The 19521-nt window shown below is 41.9% G+C and carries 19 protein-coding genes, 1 tRNA gene and 2 pseudogenes; 10 read left to right on the forward strand and 12 right to left on the reverse strand.

The window, feature by feature from the left end; all coding sequences use genetic code 11:
* Nucleotides 1–386: 386 nt before the first annotated feature.
* From ACFFAP_RS22280 to ACFFAP_RS22305, 6 genes are all read right to left on the reverse strand, one after another.
* Nucleotides 387–830 carry a DUF29 domain-containing protein gene (locus ACFFAP_RS22280; protein ID WP_375513267.1) on the reverse strand — a complete coding sequence of 148 codons (444 nt, stop codon included), beginning with the start codon at nt 828–830 and terminating at the stop codon, nt 387–389.
* Nucleotides 831–1352: 522 nt separating this feature from the next.
* Nucleotides 1353–2501: a glycosyltransferase family 4 protein gene (locus ACFFAP_RS22285; RefSeq protein ID WP_375513268.1), complete on the reverse strand. Its 1149-nt coding sequence runs from the start codon at nt 2499–2501 to the stop codon at nt 1353–1355.
* 353 nt (nt 2502–2854) lie between these two features.
* Entirely contained in the window at nt 2855–4495 is a 1641-nt protein-coding gene (locus tag ACFFAP_RS22290; protein WP_375513284.1) for an MFS transporter, read from the reverse strand.
* Complete coding sequence (gene recO / locus ACFFAP_RS22295) at nt 4482–5411, reverse strand: DNA repair protein RecO (RefSeq protein WP_375513269.1); 930 nt, start codon at nt 5409–5411, stop codon at nt 4482–4484. Before recO ends, ACFFAP_RS22290 begins: the two co-directional genes overlap by 14 nt.
* A gap of 101 nt (nt 5412–5512) precedes the next feature.
* Nucleotides 5513–6193 (reverse strand): deoxyribose-phosphate aldolase, encoded by a 681-nt coding sequence (deoC, locus tag ACFFAP_RS22300; RefSeq protein ID WP_375513270.1) that lies wholly within the window; start codon nt 6191–6193, stop codon nt 5513–5515.
* A 170-nt stretch (nt 6194–6363) separates the two neighbouring features.
* The gene (locus ACFFAP_RS22305) at nt 6364–7542 is read right to left on the reverse strand and encodes a DNA cytosine methyltransferase (protein ID WP_375513271.1); all 1179 of its coding nucleotides are present in this window, start codon (nt 7540–7542) and stop codon (nt 6364–6366) included.
* Nucleotides 7543–7827: 285 nt separating this feature from the next.
* Here ACFFAP_RS22305 and ACFFAP_RS22310 point away from each other — a divergent pair, with 285 nt between their 5' ends.
* On the forward strand, nt 7828–9099 hold the full coding sequence (locus ACFFAP_RS22310) for a glycosyltransferase family 4 protein (RefSeq protein WP_375513272.1): 1272 nt from the start codon (nt 7828–7830) through the stop codon (nt 9097–9099).
* 117 nt (nt 9100–9216) lie between these two features.
* On the opposite strand, the gene ACFFAP_RS22315 is transcribed toward ACFFAP_RS22310, so the two are convergent.
* From ACFFAP_RS22315 to ACFFAP_RS22325, 3 genes are read right to left on the reverse strand one after another with little or no spacing between them, the layout of a single operon-like run.
* Entirely contained in the window at nt 9217–9480 is a 264-nt protein-coding gene (locus ACFFAP_RS22315; RefSeq protein ID WP_375513273.1) for a carbohydrate porin, read from the reverse strand.
* A gap of 3 nt (nt 9481–9483) precedes the next feature.
* The gene (locus ACFFAP_RS22320) at nt 9484–9867 is read right to left on the reverse strand and encodes a hypothetical protein (protein WP_375513274.1); all 384 of its coding nucleotides are present in this window, start codon (nt 9865–9867) and stop codon (nt 9484–9486) included.
* Nucleotides 9868–9881: 14 nt separating this feature from the next.
* The gene (locus tag ACFFAP_RS22325) at nt 9882–10133 is read right to left on the reverse strand and encodes a glycosyltransferase (RefSeq protein WP_375513275.1); all 252 of its coding nucleotides are present in this window, start codon (nt 10131–10133) and stop codon (nt 9882–9884) included.
* A gap of 463 nt (nt 10134–10596) precedes the next feature.
* On the opposite strand from ACFFAP_RS22325, the gene rsfS reads away from it, so the two are divergent.
* The 5 genes from rsfS (at nt 10597) to ACFFAP_RS22350 (ending at nt 14286) form a co-directional block, all read left to right on the forward strand.
* The gene (rsfS, locus tag ACFFAP_RS22330) at nt 10597–11055 is read left to right on the forward strand and encodes a ribosome silencing factor (protein WP_375513276.1); all 459 of its coding nucleotides are present in this window, start codon (nt 10597–10599) and stop codon (nt 11053–11055) included.
* Entirely contained in the window at nt 11052–11552 is a 501-nt protein-coding gene (locus ACFFAP_RS22335; protein ID WP_375513277.1) for a CGLD27 family protein, read from the forward strand. Before rsfS ends, ACFFAP_RS22335 begins: the two co-directional genes overlap by 4 nt.
* A 94-nt stretch (nt 11553–11646) precedes the next feature.
* Entirely contained in the window at nt 11647–12600 is a 954-nt protein-coding gene (locus ACFFAP_RS22340; protein ID WP_375513278.1) for an asparaginase, read from the forward strand.
* A 46-nt stretch (nt 12601–12646) separates the two neighbouring features.
* Nucleotides 12647–12723: transfer RNA gene (locus ACFFAP_RS22345), tRNA-Met, on the forward strand.
* Between the two features lie 105 nt (nt 12724–12828).
* On the forward strand, nt 12829–14286 hold the full coding sequence (locus ACFFAP_RS22350; protein ID WP_375513279.1) for a YcjF family protein: 1458 nt from the start codon (nt 12829–12831) through the stop codon (nt 14284–14286).
* 297 nt (nt 14287–14583) lie between these two features.
* On the opposite strand, the gene ACFFAP_RS22355 is transcribed toward ACFFAP_RS22350, so the two are convergent.
* The gene (locus ACFFAP_RS22355; RefSeq protein ID WP_375513280.1) at nt 14584–15633 is read right to left on the reverse strand and encodes an anti-sigma factor antagonist; all 1050 of its coding nucleotides are present in this window, start codon (nt 15631–15633) and stop codon (nt 14584–14586) included.
* A 198-nt stretch (nt 15634–15831) separates the two neighbouring features.
* Here ACFFAP_RS22355 and ACFFAP_RS22360 point away from each other — a divergent pair, with 198 nt between their 5' ends.
* Complete coding sequence (locus tag ACFFAP_RS22360; RefSeq protein WP_375513281.1) at nt 15832–16629, forward strand: 7-carboxy-7-deazaguanine synthase QueE; 798 nt, start codon at nt 15832–15834, stop codon at nt 16627–16629.
* Between the two features lie 2 nt (nt 16630–16631).
* Nucleotides 16632–16775, forward strand: coding sequence for a hypothetical protein (locus tag ACFFAP_RS22365; RefSeq protein WP_375513282.1), 144 nt, complete (start codon nt 16632–16634; stop codon nt 16773–16775).
* 61 nt (nt 16776–16836) lie between these two features.
* Here the strand turns inward: ACFFAP_RS22365 and ACFFAP_RS22370 are convergent, their stop codons facing one another.
* Together ACFFAP_RS22370 and ACFFAP_RS22375 are read right to left on the reverse strand one after the other, a co-directional pair.
* Nucleotides 16837–17481 carry a DUF3318 domain-containing protein gene (locus tag ACFFAP_RS22370; RefSeq protein ID WP_094342488.1) on the reverse strand — a complete coding sequence of 215 codons (645 nt, stop codon included), beginning with the start codon at nt 17479–17481 and terminating at the stop codon, nt 16837–16839.
* Nucleotides 17482–17558: 77 nt separating this feature from the next.
* A complete protein-coding gene (locus ACFFAP_RS22375; protein ID WP_375513283.1) occupies nt 17559–18116 on the reverse strand; it encodes a hypothetical protein in 558 nt (185 codons plus the stop codon).
* 600 nt (nt 18117–18716) lie between these two features.
* Between ACFFAP_RS22375 and ACFFAP_RS22380 the strand changes: the two are divergent.
* Nucleotides 18717–19172: pseudogene (locus tag ACFFAP_RS22380) on the forward strand (transporter substrate-binding domain-containing protein); the annotation flags it as partial.
* A pseudogene (locus tag ACFFAP_RS22385) lies at nt 19172–19390 on the forward strand (amino acid ABC transporter permease); the annotation flags it as partial. The pseudogenes ACFFAP_RS22380 and ACFFAP_RS22385, both read left to right, overlap by 1 nt.
* Nucleotides 19391–19521 lie beyond the last annotated feature (131 nt).

Here is a 19521-nt window from a genome sequence, read left to right on the forward strand (position 1 = left end):
TATAATAGGTAGACTATACAAAAATTTGGACTGAGAGTAGTTTCACCTAAAGAATTTTTGCAAATAGTAGGAGAAATCCTATGACTAACTTAAATGTACAGGTACCCGAATCTTTATATAAACAAATTGAAGCTTTAGCAGGAAGATAAAATATTTATATTGAAAAACTTGCAACTATTGCCTTATCTGCACAAGTTTCCGCATGGATGACCAAAGCCTATTTGGAAGAAAAAGCCAAAAGCGGTAGTTAAGAAAAATTTCAGCAATTTTTGAATAAACTGCCTAACGTAGAACTAGAAGAATACAACAAATTGTAGCGACTTAACTTTCTGGTGTTGCTGAGTTAAAATATGAATATGTTTAGCGCAAAGAATAAAAATTTAAGATTAAGGCAACCAATTTTTATCTAAAATTTTCTCTAAGGTATAAGGAGATAATTCGGGTAATTTGGTTAGATTTGTTTTAGCCTTAACATAATCTAAGGCATTGCTATAAATCATGCTGAAATTATCCTCTAAATGTTTGCGTAAATTGGCACTTAAATCTTCATTTATTTGATTACGAAAACTAATAATTTCTCCTGACCAATGATTAGCATTTCTTGGCTTTTCTAAATCCCAATATTGATAAAGTAATAAATGTCTAATAATTTGTTCCAACAAACTTCTTACTCGTATTTTTTCATTTTTAGCCAAATCTTCCAATTCTTCTATTAAATTTTCATAGGCAAAGTCTGCTAATTGTCGATTTTTGAGACATTTAATAGTCTCCTCTAACCATTGCAGGTAATTAGATTCATATAATTTTTTTATGTCGATGATTGTAGTCATTTGTTGATTTTGTAGCTTTAATTTACTGTTATTTATTATTTAATGCTAACTAATATATTAATTTTTTCCGATAATTATTTACATTTTATGACTTTATGATAATACTTAGTCTAACAGGTGAGTATCTCCAAGTCACTGTACATCATGAGCTTGATCAAGATTTGGAAATATAGGGTGATAGTCAGTTACAAACTGATGCTTTATATAGGACTAGTACCGCAAGGCGGAAGTCACGCATTCACGCATTCAAAAGTTTTGTATATCAAGGCTTTTGCAAGTTTTAAAATGGTAGCTTGATTTACGCTGCGCTGTACTAGTATTTGATTTTTGAAATAAATATACGTAGGGGAGCAAGTACGTTGCAGTGAATCCAACGCTGTAGGCGACTGTGCGTAGCGTCATCCGAAGGGAGGTTCCCGATGCTCGATAGCATTTGCCCAGCATCTCATAGAGAAGCGTTAGCGACTGTGCGTAGGTCTGACTCGTTAACGCTGGGCTATCTGTTGTAACAACTGGCGTTTCCTACGCTCTACGACTTAGCGGTAAAGGACGCTGTGCTAAAACTTCCTTATAAAGTTCTTCCAGCAGAGTAATATTCTTACTCAGGGTATAGCGGTCTAATACACGCTGTCTAGCTTTTTGCCCCAGTAAAGTTGTTAACTCTGGATGGTCTTGCAACACTGGCAAGAGGGTTCTTAATTGCGATCGCGCTGTTTTAGTACTAATAACTATACCTGCGCCCTTTTCCAATACTTCTCCATCTGCACCCACGTCTGTTGCTAAACAAGCCAACCCACATGACATTCCTTCTAACAGAGATAGGGACAAACCCTCTACCAATGAAGGCAAAACAAATACATCTGCGCCCCGCAAAATCTCTATGCGTCGGTCTTCATCAGCGACAAATCCCAACCAGATAATGCCGTATTCTGAACCATAAAATTGCTCTAAGGAAGACTTTAAAGGCCCGTCGCCAACAATTAGCAACTTAGTACCAGGCCCCATTGCAGACTGCTTCCAAGCCCGGAGGAGGGCTTCGACATTTTTCTCTGGCGCTATGCGACCCTGATAGACAAACAAACGTTCGGCTTTAAATTCTGTTTTGACTTGAGAAAATCCTGGAGAATACTTGGCGGTATCAACACCGTTGGGAATTACACCAATATTCTCTTCCCTCACGCCCATCCCTGCTAATAATTCTCGCTGAATTTGGGAAAATACAATCACGCGATCGTAGTTAACTAAAAATGGTGCGTAGAGCTGATAAGCCAAAAGCTGTGTTCCCGATATCAGCTTTGCCCCCTTACCAGCAAACGGTGTGTGAAAAGTGGCAATTAAGGGCAATCTCAGTTCCTCACAGATTTCCGGTAGAAAAAAGTCTAGAGGAGATAGCGTCAAAGAAGCATGGACTATATCTGGCTTGATTTCCCGCAGCGACTCCGTTAAAAGTTTGGTCGCTTTAAAAGTGGGGATTGTGTAAACCTGGGACTTATAAATAAAAGGGAGGGAAACCTCTCGAAGATTTGGCCAATTGTCAGGTTCAGATTCTTCTTGGGCGAAGTGAAGAAAGCTAACTTGATGTCCCCTGTCTAACAAGGCATTTGTAATTTCTCGACTGTAGGTGACATTGCCGCAAAAGGGTGATTTTTTTCCAATCCAGGCTATACGCATTCTTTATTTAGCTGTAAGAAAAGCGGGTTTGATCTATTAGTTGTGTGTCCTTCGTGATTTTTATTTTATCTAGCTATACTTGCTGGTTTTTTAGTTATTACAGATTTCCAAGACAATCTAGTTTAAAAAGCCTATTTGAAGCTGATTAAACCAGTGGATTTATGGCTTTATTTATTCTACTTATAAGTTGTTAATTTCTGATATTTAAACAACTTATTCTAACTAATGTCAGATTGATATCCCGCAAGTATGAGATAAATTTTCACTGACCACAGTTTACCATGAACACAAAAGCTTTAAGGAAATTACTAATTACTTCAAAGTAATGAATAATAACTGCTGTTAGCTGATAACTACTTCTGTGAGTTATACCAGGTTAATATACCTCCTGAAAAGACGATCGCAGCTAATCCCAAAAAAACTGCCTGTAATCCTACAAAGGTTTCTGCTACACCTGCTAATGCCAAAGGTAAGGAGAGAGCAATATTAATTACATTGTTTTGTAAACCAAAAACTTTACCACGCATTTCTGGAGGTGTTTCTGTTTGAATTGCGGTTTGCATGGGAATTCCCACTAGTGCTCCAAAGATACCTAATAGCGCCACTAGTAACAAGACTAGCCAAAGTTGGGTTGTAAATACTGACAGACCAATCAGGGATGCTGCCATGCCCATACAACCACACAGACTTAGCTGGGTGTAGGAGAAGCGTTGACCAAATTGGCCGAGAAGTGTTGCTCCAGCAGCGATGCCAACACCGCCGGCTGCTAGTAAAAAGCCAAACTGGGAGGCTTTCATGTTGGGAATGATTTCCGCCATGCGAACGGCTAGAACAGTTAATGCTGCAAAAACAGAAAACAAGATAATCAGCTGAAGCAAAGCATTGCGGACACGATGATTTGCTTTGAGATAAGCAAAACCATCTCGCAAATCAGAGAATACGTGAGGGAATTCTGTATCGGGGTCGTGGTGTTTTTCGTTAGTTGCCAAGAGGAATAAAATTACTCCAGCGATCGCATAACTACCACCTACTAAAAATTCTTTACCTAAACTACCACTACCACCAATTTGCAGCCAAAGTCCATCTGCGATCGCTAACAATGGTTCCCCGACAGCAAACCCAACAATCACCGATGCCATCATCGTTGTCGTGTAAAGCGAATTTGCCGAAAGTAAATCCTGTTCTTCTACCATTAAGGGAATTGCCGCCTGTTCTGCCGGTGCAAAAAACTGCGTCAGCGTGGAAACTAAAAAAGTCACACCCAGAATGATCAAAAAACCCACTGGCAGCACTCCTATGGGCTTCCAGCCATGAGTCAACCACAGCAGAAAGGGAATTGACAAAACCAGGATGCCGCGCCAAATATTCGTTGCCACCAGCACAGCCTTTTTCGACCAGCGATCGACAAACACACCAGCAACGGAACCAAACAATACGGCGGGAATCGTAAAAGCCATCATCAAAGCTGACACCCAACCACTAATACTTTGATTACTAGCCTGAAACTGAGTATTAATCAAAGCAATCATCAGCACCAAATAAACTTTATCTGCTAGTTGGGAAAAAACTTGACCGCCCCAAAGAGCGAGGAAATTAGGGTTTTTTAAAACAGGCAAAAACCCCTGCTGTTTGATATTTCCTGAACCAACTTCTCCACCAGAACCAGATCCATTTAATGTTGGTGGTTCTTTTTCTGGGATACTAGCTACTGGCAAACTCTGCCCGTTGCTATCTCCTTGGGCAGTGGTTAATTTATCCTCAGATTTTGTTTCTGATTGACTTGGAATATCAGTTGTAGGGGTCTGGGCTGTGTAATTTTGATCGTTATCAGAAACGTCTTTTGGGGACATTTCTTGTCCATTTATTTGACTAGGTGTACACTTGGAAACGGCACTCAAGTGATTGCTGACTGTAGGATCTGATACCCTATTCTGTTTTTTGGCAAGGCTTGGTGACAAAGGCAGGATTTTTTTATCCAAATCAGACGGTTGCATCATGGTTGGCAGCAAAATAAGAGTCGATCAAGGTAGCAGAGCGAATAGGGCGACCTAATTGATACTGAGCATACTGGCGCAAAATCTGTTCAACAGATAACCAGTCGTGATCTCTAGCACCATCAATTTGCATTATCTCTGGTTGTGACAGATGTTGAAGCAAAGCCAGTTCCATAGCACCCGGACGACTAGAAATCACAGGTATTTCTTGCCGATGCACAACAACTGTTTGGGAGCCAGGTTTTGGAGGTAATGGGATAATGGGGTGATTGGGTGATGGAGAAAAAGATGAATTTCTTTGTATCCCCCTCTCCCTCTCTCCCTCTTTTTGCAAACGTTCCCAAGCTTCTAAGGAAACCGTTCCACCCGCAGGGATACTAAATCCTACCTGCCAGTTTGGGTCTGTAAAGTTTGGTTTGAGGAGGTGTCCAGATAGGCAGCAGACTTGCACTTGCGGCGTTACTCCTGCTAACGCTAAAAGGTGAAACACCCCATGAGCCAGATGAGCCAAAACCCCAGATGCATTTGCACTAGATAACGCCTCCAACCGATGGAGATGTTCATTGAACAACTCATAAAGTTCTTCTTGGGGTTGTTCGCTCAAAGCTTGACACAAGACTATTTCTGCTAAATACTGGCTGGCTGCCAATTTTCCCAAATCTTTAGCTAAACCAGGATAAGTTTTTAACGTCTGTGCTTGGGTAATTTTATCAAGCGATCGCCCTTTCGCAATCAATAGCTCATTCACAACAAACATACCACTCCTGCCGCCCAGGCTGGAGTTGTGCTTGCGTGCCCCTGGAGCCACTGCTCGAATCAGACCGAATTCTGGTGTCAAAATCGTCACTATTTTATCCGATTCTCCCAGCACTTGGGTTTTAAGATTAATTCCCGTTGCTTTGTAGGTTCTACTCATTAGTCATTAGTCATTGGTCATTGGTCATTGGTAATTAGTCATTAGTCAAGGGTCATTAGCTTCGGACAAATGACAAATGACAAAGGACAAAGGACAAATGACTATTCACCCTTTCCCAGGTTATCGCGCTGGCGGATCAAATTGATACCGCGAGATGTGCCTAATCTAGTAGCACCCGCTACGATTAAGTCTAGAGCTTGATTGATAGTGTGGATACCACCCGAAGCCTTAATTCCTACTCTTTCTTTTGCCAATTCCTGCAAAAGTCTTACATCTGCCACTGTCGCGCCACCATTCCAACCTGTACTAGTTTTTAAGAATGCCGCTCCCGCTTCCATAGCTATTTCAGCAGCTATTTTTTTTTCTGCATCTGTCAACAGGTTAGTTTCCAAAATTACCTTGACAGTTTGCCCAGTCTCTTCACAAATTTCGGCAATTTCTCGGTGGACTTCTTCAGTTTTACCAGCTTTCAACCAGCCCAAGTTCATTACCACATCCAACTCAGTGGCCCCATTATCCGCCGCTTCTTGAGCCTCATACAGTTTCACTGCTGAAGTCGTCGCACCAGCAGGAAAGCCAATCACCGTACAGACTTTTGGGTTTTTGCCGTGTAGGAGTTCGACTGCTTGTTTGACATAGGCGGGAAATAGGCAAACCGCCGCAAAATTAAATCTGTATGCTTCTTCACACCACTGCTCAACCTGCTCTGGAGTAGCAGTTGGCGTTAAGAGGGCGTGATCGATAAATGGCGCAATATCAATGTTTGGATAGTCTGCTGCCATCGTGTCTTCTGCCAGTGATTGATTATTAAACTTTATAAAAAATTAAAACATTTCTTATATATATATTAAACCATATTTATTACAAGTTTATTCTGAAAAGAAGCTGCTGACTTTTCTAGGATGTCAGCTTTGTAGATGTCGCGGAATTATTGTAAGTGTTTAAGTTGACATTAGGCAGTAGTAAGCTTAGAAATATCAACAGCATTTTTCACGCCAGTTCCTAAGAAGTCAAAAATAGTTTTAGCTAACGCCTTCGATGCCAAATATGGTAGGCCATTACCAATAGTCTTAAACATATTCGTGAGCGACATATTCTCTGGAAGTACAAAATTTGCGGGCAAAGATTGTATGGCTAAAGCTTCCGCCACAGATATTCGCCGGATTTTATAAGGATGCAAATGTACTTCATTATTTCCATAGCAAGCTGTCGGAGAGTAACGCCATCTGTGAAGACGCTTAAAAGACTTTTTAGAATCATCTCCTTCATCAATAGCAGCAAATCTTGTGATACCTGCCCTTGGTTGAAAACAGTTTTCAGCATTGGGATGCTTCAGCACATTATTTTTTATAAACCAATATTCTACGGTGAGTTCTTGAGGGATGCCATCAGGACAAAGCATTATGGAATTTTCTTGGAATGGTTCGCACTTACGCCAAGGATAAGCAAAAACCTTTGTTTGAGGATATAAAATATGATTTTTCCAAGGAAAAGCCTCTTCATTTAGGAACTTTTCACTACCGACTTTTATTCCTATATCCTTGATAAAACTATTTCGGAAACCAATGAGAATAATTCTTTCTCTATCCTGGGGTACTCCATATTCGATAGCATTAATTAACCGCTCTGTTAATATATAGCCTGCTTCCAGTAATTGTTGCTTGAGCGATTCAAAAAATAAACGGTGCTTTTTCGTTCTCCACAATCCCTTAACGTTCTCAAATAAAAAGAAATCTGGAAGATTGCGGCAAATTAATTCAACGTAAGAAGCGGAAAGCTTGCCATTATCTCCTAAACGTCCTCTATTTTTCCCGCCAATAGAAAAATCAGGGCAGGGAGGCCCGCCAATGAAGCCGACAATATTATTAGATTTACGGCAGTCTTGTACTAACTCCCGGAGGTGTTGTGTTTGTAACCCTTCGAGAAGTTGGGTTACATCTCCTACTTCTCCATCATGATACCCGTATTCTGGTAACGGTAGATTGAGAACCTGCCGTGAATAGCGGTATGCAGTCATGAATGGGGGAAAGATTTCATTGACGTAAACAACCTTAAAACCGTTGGTTTCAAAACCTAAATCTAGGAAACCTGAACCAGCAAAAAAGGAGAAAATACAAGGGCGATCGCTCATTCAATAATTATTGCCGTGAAACAGTCTTAATTAATATACCTAATTTTAGTGTTTATACTTACGTACCATTCAAAAATGAACAATTTTAAGATTGCTTAAATAGTAAAAAAATTCACACTTGCTCTAAGTATTCAATATCAAAGTTTACTCAATCTTTAAGGAAAATACCTGACAGCAAAAGAGTCTGAAGTCACAATTAAATATAGGAGTTTTCAAACTCCAAATCATCTTTAAGACAAATATTTGTCATTAAATAAAAAACCGGGATACTTCAGACTAATTTTTATGCGAATTCTAATTTACTCCTACAACTACTATCCAGAGCCAATTGGTATTGCCCCACTAATGACTGAATTAGCAGAGGGACTAGTGAAACGTGGGCATGAAGTGCGCGTAGTCACTGCTATGCCCAACTACCCTGAGCGTCAAATTTACCAGGAATATCGGGGCAAGTGGTATCTCAACGAATACAAAAATGGCGTTCAAATTCAACGCAGTTACGTTTGGATTCGTCCCCAACCCAACCTATTAGATCGGGTGTTACTAGATGCTAGTTTCGTTGTCACTAGTTTTGTGCCCGCCCTCTTCGGTTGGCGTCCAGATGTTATTCTCTCAACATCGCCATCCTTGCCAAGCTGTGTACCAGTTGCTCTTCTAGGATGGTTACGTGCTTGTCCTGTAATCTTAAATCTACAAGATATATTACCAGAAGCAGCCGTTCATGTTGGTCTACTGAAAAATAAATTGCTTATAAAGTTATTTACAGTGTTGGAAAAATTTGCTTACCACACTGCCAGTAAAATTAGCGTCATCGCCGATGGGTTTGTGGACAATTTGCGATCTAAGGGCGTAGAAGCTGACAAAATTGTGCAAATTCCCAACTGGGTTGATATAAATTTTATCCGCCCTTTGCCTAAAGAAAATAACCCTTTCCGCGCAGCACATAACCTGAATGGCAAATTTGTAGTACTTTATTCTGGCAACATTGCCCTAACCCAAGGCTTAGAAAGCGTTGTCAAAGCTGCTTCTGTGTTACGCCATATCCCAGATATTGTTTTTGTCATCGTTGGAGAGGCAAAAGGGTTACAGCGATTGCAACAGGAATGTCTAGACTGCGGCGCAGATAATGTTTTGCTACTGCCATTTCAACCCCGCAAATCTTTGCCACAAATGTTGGCAGCTGCCGATGTTGGTTTAGTGGTGCAAAAGAAAAATGTTGTATCCTTCAACATGCCGTCCAAAATTCAAGTGCTACTTGCCAGTGGACGAGCTTTGGTTGCTTCTGTCCCCGATAATGGTACGGCAGCAAAAGCTATCAGGCAAAGTGGCGGCGGAGTTATCGTGCCTCCAGAAGATCCCCAAGCTTTAGCAATGGCAATTTTAGATTTGTACCAAAACCCCGAAAAAGTCAAAAATTTGGGTTATAAAAGTCGCAAATATGCCGTTGAAAACTATGGTTTTGAGCAAGCTTTAAATCAGTATGAGTCGTTGTGTTACTCATTGACGGCAGAACGTGAAGCAATTCAGTCCACAAGAGTTAGGAAACAAGAAGTTTAATCTACAGCAGTGGGCTTAGATTACACAAAGTGCTAAACTCAAAACCCTAACGATTCTGCTCCAGTTGCTCTGGCTGTTGCAGCATAATTTTAGTAGGCTGTTTACGGTGGGCTGTACTTAGTAGGTAAATGTTGTCCGAACAGTACTAACGTAAATGCTGCCATTACTATCATTATGTTCTGGACTGGTAATCATAAATAATCCCGGAGTTATTGCCAGATTATCCGTGACTTGAAAGTGATAAAAGGCTTCCAGATGTAAAGACGTACCCTTATCTTTGAAGCCATCGCCGAAACTATTATGAGTCACTTTGGGAGGTTGACCCACGGTAAATCCTGCAAAGCTGCCTTTTCGTCCGATATTTCTGAGAGCTACTAGCACTACTCATGTGAAGATGGACGCAATTGGATCTGCTGGTAAATCTTCTGCTTTTGCATGAATAAAACCAACTCTACCAACAAGAGTAATAACTGGGCTAAGTTGCCAAGCAGCTTCTGCACTAAATGAATTAGCAATGATCGCATCTGCCTCATCATTAAATGGATCGCTGGTTAATTCGCTTCCAGTTCCCGTCTTCAAATTGTTATGAGAGTGAATATAGGTAACGCTGAGTTCTGGTGTTTTAGTGGGTTCGAGGATTAGTTGAGCGATCGCTCCTTTAACTTTTCGCTGCAACCACATCTGCCATTCGTCTCGAATCAAAACGTAATCAAAGACAAACTTTAGGGGCCACGCTTCCAGTACCCGTAGTCCAACATCCGCAACCAAAGCGATCGCAGAAATTAAAAGTAGTCCATACTATTTTTGAATGTAAGGCCAGAAATAACGTAGTACTCGCCATAGACTGGGAATAGCTTTTTTCGGTGGCTTTGAACGTCCCATTTATCGTCTCCCTCGACTTGGAATTGAGGCGGAGTATTTAATCCAGCTATATGCAAAATCCGTTGTGCGATCGCCTCCCAAGTGTGATGTTCTATGACTGTTTTCTGCGCCGCTTGTCCCAAAGAATGGCGCAAAGTCGGCGATCGCCACAATTTTTCTAAGCACAGGTCGGCGGAAATAAACCTACCATTAAATCAGTGAACAGTTATCAATTCTTAACTGATAATGCGGATACTTGATAACTGTTCTGACTCCCAACCGACAAATTAACTGATAATGCGGATACTTGATAACTGTTCAAAACCGCCAGAAAGCCCAAAATTCAAGCATGAGCGACTTTTGAATGCGTAAGCAGAAATAAAAAACTACAAGCCCCTAAATTTATTTATGGGGTTCAAAATTTTTGAATGCGTGAATGCGTGAATGCGTGACTTCCCCGTTCGCGTAGCGTCCCCAAGAGTTGGGGCTGACTTTGCTCTTGCGGTACTAGCCCCCATAGACACCCGTTTTTTTGTTAGTATTCAAAAAAACCTATTGACACATTTTCAGATCAATTGTTTGTGATTTGTAAGTAAATCGTAAACAATTGTTTCAAAAGAAAGCACATGAGGTTTAATGACTGATTATTTCCAAGGAAATTTCCCATTACAATCTGTCCCACTGACGAAGAGTGTGGCAAAGAGCCACGCCCAAACCGAAGAGGCGAGCGGAAAATTAGCTGCAACGATAGCCGTTGCTGGATCAGACCGCAAAGCAGGTGAGATTATATTGCTCAAAGTAGCAGAGGTATCTTACCTGGCTGATTACTTTGTGATGATGACTGGCTATTCTAAGGTACAAGTAAGAGCGATCGCTCAAGCAATTGAAGGAAAAGTCGAAACTGAGTTGCAACGACGTCCCATAAGGACAGAAGGAAAAGTGGAGGGGAGTTGGGTACTACAAGACTATGGTGATGTGATCGTTCACATCATGATGCCCAAGGAACGGGAGTTTTATAATCTAGAAGCGTTCTGGATTCATGCAGAGCGTATTTCCCTTCCAGAATCTGATCAGGGTGAGGATAAGCCAACATGATTAGGTCTTCGGTTTCAAATTGCCCAGTTCCTACAGACCAACAACCGCTTAATGAGTACGAAGAGTTAAAAAATTCCTGGCTGTTTCGTGATAGCACTTTAGATTTGCGCGAGTATATCACGAAAATAGCTTGGATTTGGGGTTTATCTTGGCTGGTTGCAGGGCCTGTGGCAGCAGCAAGTTTTCCCCCTCACAAGTATATTGCACATTTTATTATCTGTGGTGCAGCAGCAGCGAGTGTTGGGGTAGTGCTGGCACTAATAAGGTTGTACTTAGGGTGGTTCTACGTGTGCGATCGCCTTTGCAGTCCCACAGTCTTTTATGAAGAGTCAGGCTGGTACGACGGCCAAACTTGGACAAAACCACAGGAAATCCTCAACCGCGATCGCTTAATTGTTGCATACGAAATTAAACCCATTCTGCGGCGGTTACAATTTACCTTTGCTGGCTTGGCGGGAATGTACGTTATTGGTACTATAGTTTGGCATTTGTTTTAAAAAGTCATTGATCATTGGTCATTAGTCATTAGCTAAGGATTAATGACCAATGATCAATAACTAATTAATTAAAAAAGGTAATAAATATAAACCCATGACAATGGGAAAACGAACTCAAGCCACAGCACTGGAAGTCCGGTTGCTGCGAGAAGGTATTATTGAATCCAGGCATATAGTCCAAGCTGTTGTATGCGACGAACGAGGACGGGTTCTAACCGTTGCCGGAAATTCTGAAACTGCTGCATTTATCCGTTCAGCGCTCAAACCATTTCAGGCACTCGCAGTCACCACCACAGGTACACTGGAACGCTATAACCTCAGCGATCGCGATTTAGCAATTATCACAAGTTCCCATAAAGGAAAAATAGATCAAGTCCGACAGGTATTTAACATTCTTTGGCGGGCCGATATTGACCCGACTGTACTCCAGTGTCCAATTCCTGAAGGCAAACGCAGTCCTCTGGAATACAATTGCTCTGGAAAACATGCGGGAATGTTAGCTGTTTGTCAGCAACGCCATTGGCCCTTGAATAACTACTTGGATCGCAAGCACCCAATACAGCAGTTAATTTTGGGCAAGGTAGCAGAGTTGCTGCGAATGCCAGCAGCAGAATTTATCAGCGCTCATGATGATTGTGGCGCACCAACTTATCTGATGCAACTCGGTCACATGGCATCTTTGTATGCACTGTTGGCTTCTAGTACCAACTTGGATATGGAGCGCATCGTCCGTGCCATGACTCATCACCCCGCAATGGTAGCAGGAGATGGAGAATTTGATACGGAACTGATGCGCTTAACTCCAGGAGAACTAGTCAGTAAAACTGGTGCCGAAGGAGTGCAGTGCATTGGTAGACTCGGTGAAGGCTTGGGATTGGCAATCAAAGTCATGGATGGGGCAAAACGAGCAAAATATGCCGTGGCTATTCACTTACTCCAGCAAATGGGTTGGATTAGTCCCAGCGCCGCCGAAAGCCTCAGTGAAAAGTTTGTCACCTTGGGAAAATACAAGCGTTTAGAAGTAATTGGAGAATTATCATTTTTGTAGTTGCCAAACTCTTGACTATAGGTTACTATGAATAAGTCGAGAGCAACGCGGGATAGAGCAGCCTGGTAGCTCGTCGGGCTCATAACCCGAAGGTCAGTGGTTCAAATCCACTTCCCGCCACCAAATAAAAGATAAAACAAAAACCCTACAATCAGTAAAGATTGCAGGGTTTTTGTTTTATTTTGATCTATTCTGGAAGAAATAGCCATCTAAAAGGCGCGGAGAATCATGGTTGTGAAGTTGCAACGACCAATTTTAGTGGGAGGATTGGGACTGTCCTTTTCTCTGTGGATGTTGAACAGTTGGCACGATTCTATAGTGCAGGTGGGTGAGTTTGGTTTATTGAGTGCCTTAGCTGTAGGCGGTGGTTTGTGGTTATTCCAAAAAAATCGCTCGAAAGACAGTTTAAAGCAGCTAGATGGTATGGTGGTGGATCGGGCAACTGTGGAAAGTGCGATTTCTATTGCTGAAACTGTAATTAACCAACTGGCAGAAGAAGCAGAAAACCACACAGCATTAGAGACACTCAGAGAACAAGTTGCCCAATTGTTGTTGGAGTTAGACAGACAAGAAATTAAAGTTGCTGTGACTGGCGGTAAATCTGTGGGTAAAAGCACTTTAATTAAAGTGTTGAAGGAAAATGTAGAGACACCAAGTTTCGTGTATCTAGAAGAAACAGCACCTTTATTTAGAGAAGCGGGTGACAATTCAGATGCAGCTGTTTTAGCAGAAGTGGCAAAATCTGATTTTGTTCTGTTCTTGACAAACGGTGATTTGACAGACTCAGAATTTCAAGCCTTACAGCAGCTAAAAGCAGCAAATCAGCCCACAATCCTGGTTCTGAACAAACAAGACCAGTATTTAGCCGATGAAAGCGCCAGCGTCTTTAGTCAATTGAAACAGCGAATGCAGGGAAATGTAGTTGCAACTGCGGCCTCTCCCATTCCCATCAAAGTCCGAAAGCATGAGACTGATGGTTCTGTGCAAGAGTGGATGGAACAACCAGCGCCAAATATCCAGCAGTTGACGCAGCAGTTGGGTGAAGTTTTGGTACAGCAGGGACAACGGCTAGTTTGGGTAACAACCATGAGAAAAGCCGGGTTGTTAAAAGCTGAGGCGAAAAACTGGCTGAATGGAACTAGACGCGATCGCGCTACCCCAATTATTGAACAATATCAATGGATAGCTGCTGCTGCTGCCTTTGCTAACCCAGTCCCAGCCCTTGACATCTTGGCGACTGCGGCAATTAATGCTCAGATGGTAATGGATTTGGGTAATATCTATCAGCAGAAATTTTCCCTGGAACAGGCGCAAACCGTAGCTGGGACAATGGGAAGTTTGATGCTGAAACTCGGTTTAGTTGAACTTTCTACAAAGGCGATTAGTACTGTTCTTAAAAGTAATGCCGTTACCTTTGTTGCTGGTGGCGCAGTGCAGGGAGTAAGTGCAGCTTATCTGACTAGAGTAGCAGGGTTAAGTCTAGTTGAATATTTCCAACAGCAGGAAATAGCGATAGATTCTGGTACTGGTTTAAATTTGGAGAATTTGCGGCAAACCTTGCAAAAGGTATTTGGGCAAAATCAGCAGATTGGTTTTTTGCAGGGGTTTGTTAAGCAAAGCGTGAAACGTTTGTTGCCAGAAGCGCAGCAGGTTCAAGTCGTTGGTGTTCAGAAAGCAGTAGGATAATCTCATACACAGGATTACCAAATTTTAGATTTTGGATTTTGGATTGAATGATTCAAAATCCAAAATTTAAACTTGGTTTCAAGCTCCCAATTTTAAGCTGGGATCAGAAATAAATAAACATCTTTGTTTCAAGAAAGATGATTTATCCGTGTGGTCAATCTAAAATAAAAAATTGGCTGACAGTTGCCTGGTGCTGTAGGTAAACCTAAAATACACCCAAGCCTGAAGTAGACTTGGGTGTATCTAACAATTATTGTGATTAGGAGTTAGCAAAAAATTGTGAATAAGGGTAGTTAGCTAAACAGCACCACTGTTTCTATTAAACAGAATAGCTATAGTTTTGAAAATTAGCTTTAAATCGTACACCAAACTCCAATTTTTTTGATACTGTAAATCCAGGCGAATTACATCTTCAAAACTACGGACTGTAGACCGTCCATTCACTTGCCATTCGCCAGTCATACCGGGTTTAACATCTAAACGTTGCCACTCCGGTACTTCGTACCGTTCTACTTCATCGGGTGTAGGTGGTCGAGTGCCGACTAAACTCATCTCTCCTTTGAGGACGTTCCAAAATTGGGGTAATTCATCAAGACTAGTTCGCCGTAAAAAGCGCCCTATTTTGATAATTCTGGGGTCATCCTCATTCTTGAAAAAAGCACCTTGCACTTGGTTTTTAACTTGGGATTTCTTCGCTTCCGCATCCACACACATAGAGCGGAATTTCCAAATCTTAAACTGTTTACCCATCCAACCACAACGGATTTGAATAAAGAAAATGGGGCCAGGATCATTAATTTGAATAGCGATCGCAATAGGAATAAATAAAACTCCTGTAATTAATAAACCGATTACTGACCCTACAATGTCTAACAACCGTTTCATCCAAGATGCCACAGAAGGGTGAGTAGTGGGTAACTGCTCTACTTTACGGGAAGTTGTCTTCCGATTATCTACTAAGTCTTCCTGTTTTATTAGTGGCGCATCATCTACAAGCTCTAAGGGAAAAACCTGATCCAATCCCGTGAGTTTTAGGACTGCCATTACTTGAGGTGTTACATTCCGCAGTGTTAATGTAATCCCTTTAGTCTGGGCGTATTTAAAATTACTAACCAGGGCACCTAAACCACTACTATCCATAAAAGTAGTTTGGTGAAAGTCAATGATGATTTGCTTAGGATGTGAATTGGGCTGGATTAAGCTTTGGCAGGTTTGCTTAAAGCCTAAAGCCTCCAGCACACTCAACCGCTTAGGCACCTGCATTATAGCCGTGTCGTTTAGGGAATTAACTGGAAAATCGACCTCTGTCGGTTGGCTAGTCATGAAGCTCTGCACTTTCGTTGCCATGTATAATGTAATCTGCCAAACATTATTTTGTCCTACAAAATTACTTAACCTAATATTGGAATCAGTAGTAAGAAGGACTAATTGCGATTTACCGGGGCTGAGATTGGAGATCGCTAGCGACGATTCACAATAGAACAAGAAGCCAAAAAAGATCCTTGCTGTTGTGCCGACGCAGCGCGATCGCGTTGCTCTCATCTTATGATTGCTAAAAATACGGTTACACCTACTGCACGCCTGATTGAGGTCTTTTCTGCCATTCAAGGGGAAGGACTGAATGTAGGGACGCGTCAAATATTTATTCGTTTCGCTTTGTGTGATTTGCGCTGTCACTTTTGTGATAGTTCCCACACTTGGAATGCACCTGCTACTTGTCGGATAGAGCGATCGCCTGGATTGCGCGACTTTGAAATCCACTCTAACCCTGTCTCTCTACCCATACTAACTGAATGGGTGGAACGACAAAATCTACCTTCTCTACACGATAGCATTAGCTTAACTGGGGGCGAACCACTTCTTCATGCCCCATTTTTAACCCAGTTTCTACCCGAAGTGCGAGCCATAACTGGTCTACCTATATACTTAGAAACTGGCGGACATCGCCCAGAACAACTAGCAATGATTCTCGCCTACTTAGACTCTGTAGGTATGGATTTCAAATTGCCCAGTGTTAGCGGCGAAAGTCATTGGCAAGAACATGCTAAATTTCTCCAATTATGTCATGATTCATATTTAAATGTTTTTGTCAAGATAATTGTGTCTCAAAACACAGATCCAGCCGAGTTGGAACGTTCAGCTTTGCTGGTGGCAGAGGTTAATCCAGATATCTCAGTATTTTTACAACCTGTTACGCCTTTGGCAGTATCAGAACAATTTTCTCCAGTACCTGTACTTGCACCTTCAAGCGATCAAGTTTTGACGTGGCAAGCTTTGATGAAGCGGTTTGTCAAGCACGTGCGCGTGATCCCCCAGACGCATAAAATGCTGAACCAACTATAAAAATGTCTGTAAAATTTGAGTTTGATAAAGATGTAGTCAAGGAAAAAGTAAGATTTTATGAAATCGTCATTGGGCTGCTGCCGCTAATCAAGGAGGCAGCAGCCCCCTCAGTAAACATTCCCAGTCAAAGGCAGAGTGAGGAGTAAGGAACGAGGAGTTTGAAGTTTCGAGTTCACTCATAATTCATAACTCCTAACTCCTAACTAATTACAACCCGCCCTCATCTGGAGTTTTAGATTTAGCTTTTGCTTTATTGGCACTACGTTTGAGGGCAGAGAGTCTTGCTTCATATTTCGACCGTTGGCGCTTACTAGGAGTATTGTCAATCAGGGTTTTCAAGGCGCTACCAAGACTCTTGTAGGCATTGGGGAGGCTATAACCAAAACGAGTTGCCAAAGCGATCGCTTTCTCATCAGCATTTAGCAATTCTCTCAGTTGCTTTTCCCCACTATTCTTTTGGTATAGTCGCCAGCCTGAGACACCACACAGCGATAAAGCTAACACCAGAAGCAATCCATCTTGTACCCACAATTCGCCTACAGCACCACCTAAACCGATGGCTAGTGCTGCCATTTCCCAACCATCTTTAGGAATTGTGTCATTTTGAACGCGAGCAACTTCATGCCAGAACAGCAGATTACGCTGATCCATTGCGAGGGCATCCCATTTCACCAAGTCAATTTGAATTTCTACCTGGTCTTTACCAATTTCTTCGCAACGAACCAGGGGTGGATTGACCTCAGTTGTGCCTTCAACCGTGACCCAGCTCTGTAATTCTGGCGGTAGTAAGCCTTTCAACCGCCGTAGTTCACTCATTTCCGCTTTGGCAGAGGAGGTTGCATAGGATGTCATAATATCCAGCCCCAGAAAATTTCAGTATATAGTGAGGGTATCACTTTGGAGTATAGCTATTTAAGTGATGATCCGTCTCACTCGCCCTTAAAACTTCCTCGCTTTTTTCGCGCTTCCATTGCTTTTTCCAGTAAATCTAACAATCCTGGGGCTTCTTCTTGGATACTGAGTAACAGTCTTTCCCCAAGTTCTATATTCCCCGGATCAAAACCTGTCGCCATCACTTCTTTCAGGCGAGGTATTGCTATGCCATCCACAATCTGAATTAACCCACTCAGACAACGGTGAAATTGTTTTTCTGTGAGAATCGAGTCTTCTAAAGGAAACTCAATAATGGCACGGATTTCGCCATCGGATGGGTCAAACTCCCATTGCAACATTTTAGTTTCCCAGGAAATGGCAAGCATTGTCTGTAGGATAGCTCCCTTGTGAGGATGGTCTTGAATTCCTGCCAGAACTTGAGGGGCAAATACCCGGAAAAATTTTCCCTCTTCATCCAACTGGACAACTATTAGGAAATCTTCTAGATTATCAGCCTCCACGCCTGTTATAATCCGGTCTTCTTCATCATCAAAACGGTAGTCCCAACCAAGGTTGTCTAAATAGTTGGCAATCTGTTTGAGGTTAGCTCCCATAAAAGCCTCATAAGGAATGGTGGAGCAGCTGTTACCAGACCTAGTTTAACCTGCTAGGGGTAGTTGTTTAGGTTGGTGTGGCTACAAGCGATCGCATAGAAGTATGCAATTAGGGTATTGGGCATGGGGCATCCTTTTGGCTTACCTCAGCTTTGCTCGGCACGAGTCGCTCAGGGCAAGTGGGCATGAAGCATTGAAGATAGGAAAAATACATGAGCGGTTTGGCGCTGTGAATAATATTTTCTGAATAACTCTTGCTCATTATTAAAGAAGCAAAAATCACTATTTTAAAATCTTAACCAGTGAAGGATATAGCACTAACTCGCTTAAATTTTAATATTTTCTTCTAGGTTGAATGGATGTATTGCTAAATCAAGCATGGTGGCAGAATTTTAAATCAAACTTGAAAGCTGAAGCCAAGTTTAGATAATTTATACATAGCATCTGAGGCTTTTGAAAATATAGGTAAAAACTTAAACTACCGTTTTTAAAAGCGAATAAATATAGCACAGAGCCTGGTAGAGTTTTATATTACAAGCAACAAATTGTTTTTACTGAATGATTGTAGTGAATAATGCATTTTTTATTATCTAGTAAGTTATGAAATTTATGGATAAATCAGCTTTAATTCTAGCGATCGCACCTCTAGTTTTTGCGATCGCTGCTTGTGGTGAAAATTCAGGATAAACAGCAAGTACACCCGGCACTCCCGGCAGTATTCCAGCCGCACCAGCAACTAGAAATCGCTGGTATAGTAGTATTAAAAGTCGTGGTCAGCTAATTTGCGGTGTCAGTGGTGAAGTGCCAGGGTTTAGCTTTGTGGGAACTGATGGTAAATATAGCGGCATTGATGTGGATGTCTGTCGCGCGATCGCCGCAGCTTTATTTGACAACCCAGATGCAGTAGAATTTCGCAATCTCAATTCTAAAGAGCGGTTTACAGCTTTGCAAACTGGGGAAGTAGACATTCTCAGCCGCAACACTACTTGGACACTTAGCCGCGATACCTCTGTAGGTCTAGAATTTGCACCTGTGGTCTTTTACGACGGACAAGCCCGTTGACAAGTCAATATCTTAATTTGACGAAAAATACCAGTTTAGCGATCGCGATCGGCTACCCCAATATTTATTTTGTCGCTTCCACCACCTTTAACCAAACGGGGAAAGCCGTAGAAGTGATATTACTGATTATGCTCACCTATCTCATACTGAGTTTGACCATCTCTGTAGTAATGAATTTATTCAATCGCAGCGTGCAAATTAAAGAGAGATAAGGGGAATGGCGGAGATCAGGGAGATGAGGAAACTGTTGAGGCTAACGTTTGAGCCTCTGAACTCGGAAGTTGAGCTTCTGAACTCGGAAGTTGAGCCTCTGAACTCGGAAGTTGAGCCTCTGAACTCGGAA

It is taken from the genome of uncultured Nostoc sp. (assembly GCF_964245575.1).
Lineage (GTDB): Bacteria > Cyanobacteriota > Cyanobacteriia > Cyanobacteriales > Nostocaceae > Nostoc.

Excerpts from the sequence above, each read along its gene's own strand:
- ACFFAP_RS22280 (WP_375513267.1), bottom strand. The coding sequence starts at position 830 with ATGACTACAATCATCGACATAAAAAAATTATATGAATCTAATTACCTG.
- ACFFAP_RS22285 (WP_375513268.1), bottom strand. The coding sequence starts at position 2,501 with ATGCGTATAGCCTGGATTGGAAAAAAATCACCCTTTTGCGGCAATGTC.
- ACFFAP_RS22290 (WP_375513284.1), bottom strand. The coding sequence starts at position 4,495 with ATGCAACCGTCTGATTTGGATAAAAAAATCCTGCCTTTGTCACCAAGC.
- recO (WP_375513269.1), bottom strand. The coding sequence starts at position 5,411 with ATGAGTAGAACCTACAAAGCAACGGGAATTAATCTTAAAACCCAAGTG.
- deoC (WP_375513270.1), bottom strand. The coding sequence starts at position 6,193 with ATGGCAGCAGACTATCCAAACATTGATATTGCGCCATTTATCGATCAC.
- ACFFAP_RS22305 (WP_375513271.1), bottom strand. The coding sequence starts at position 7,542 with ATGAGCGATCGCCCTTGTATTTTCTCCTTTTTTGCTGGTTCAGGTTTC.
- ACFFAP_RS22310 (WP_375513272.1), top strand. The coding sequence starts at position 7,828 with ATGCGAATTCTAATTTACTCCTACAACTACTATCCAGAGCCAATTGGT.
- rsfS (WP_375513276.1), top strand. The coding sequence starts at position 10,597 with ATGACTGATTATTTCCAAGGAAATTTCCCATTACAATCTGTCCCACTG.
- ACFFAP_RS22335 (WP_375513277.1), top strand. The coding sequence starts at position 11,052 with ATGATTAGGTCTTCGGTTTCAAATTGCCCAGTTCCTACAGACCAACAA.
- ACFFAP_RS22340 (WP_375513278.1), top strand. The coding sequence starts at position 11,647 with ATGACAATGGGAAAACGAACTCAAGCCACAGCACTGGAAGTCCGGTTG.
- ACFFAP_RS22350 (WP_375513279.1), top strand. The coding sequence starts at position 12,829 with ATGGTTGTGAAGTTGCAACGACCAATTTTAGTGGGAGGATTGGGACTG.
- ACFFAP_RS22355 (WP_375513280.1), bottom strand. The coding sequence starts at position 15,633 with ATGGCAACGAAAGTGCAGAGCTTCATGACTAGCCAACCGACAGAGGTC.
- ACFFAP_RS22360 (WP_375513281.1), top strand. The coding sequence starts at position 15,832 with ATGATTGCTAAAAATACGGTTACACCTACTGCACGCCTGATTGAGGTC.
- ACFFAP_RS22365 (WP_375513282.1), top strand. The coding sequence starts at position 16,632 with ATGTCTGTAAAATTTGAGTTTGATAAAGATGTAGTCAAGGAAAAAGTA.
- ACFFAP_RS22370 (WP_094342488.1), bottom strand. The coding sequence starts at position 17,481 with ATGACATCCTATGCAACCTCCTCTGCCAAAGCGGAAATGAGTGAACTA.
- ACFFAP_RS22375 (WP_375513283.1), bottom strand. The coding sequence starts at position 18,116 with ATGGGAGCTAACCTCAAACAGATTGCCAACTATTTAGACAACCTTGGT.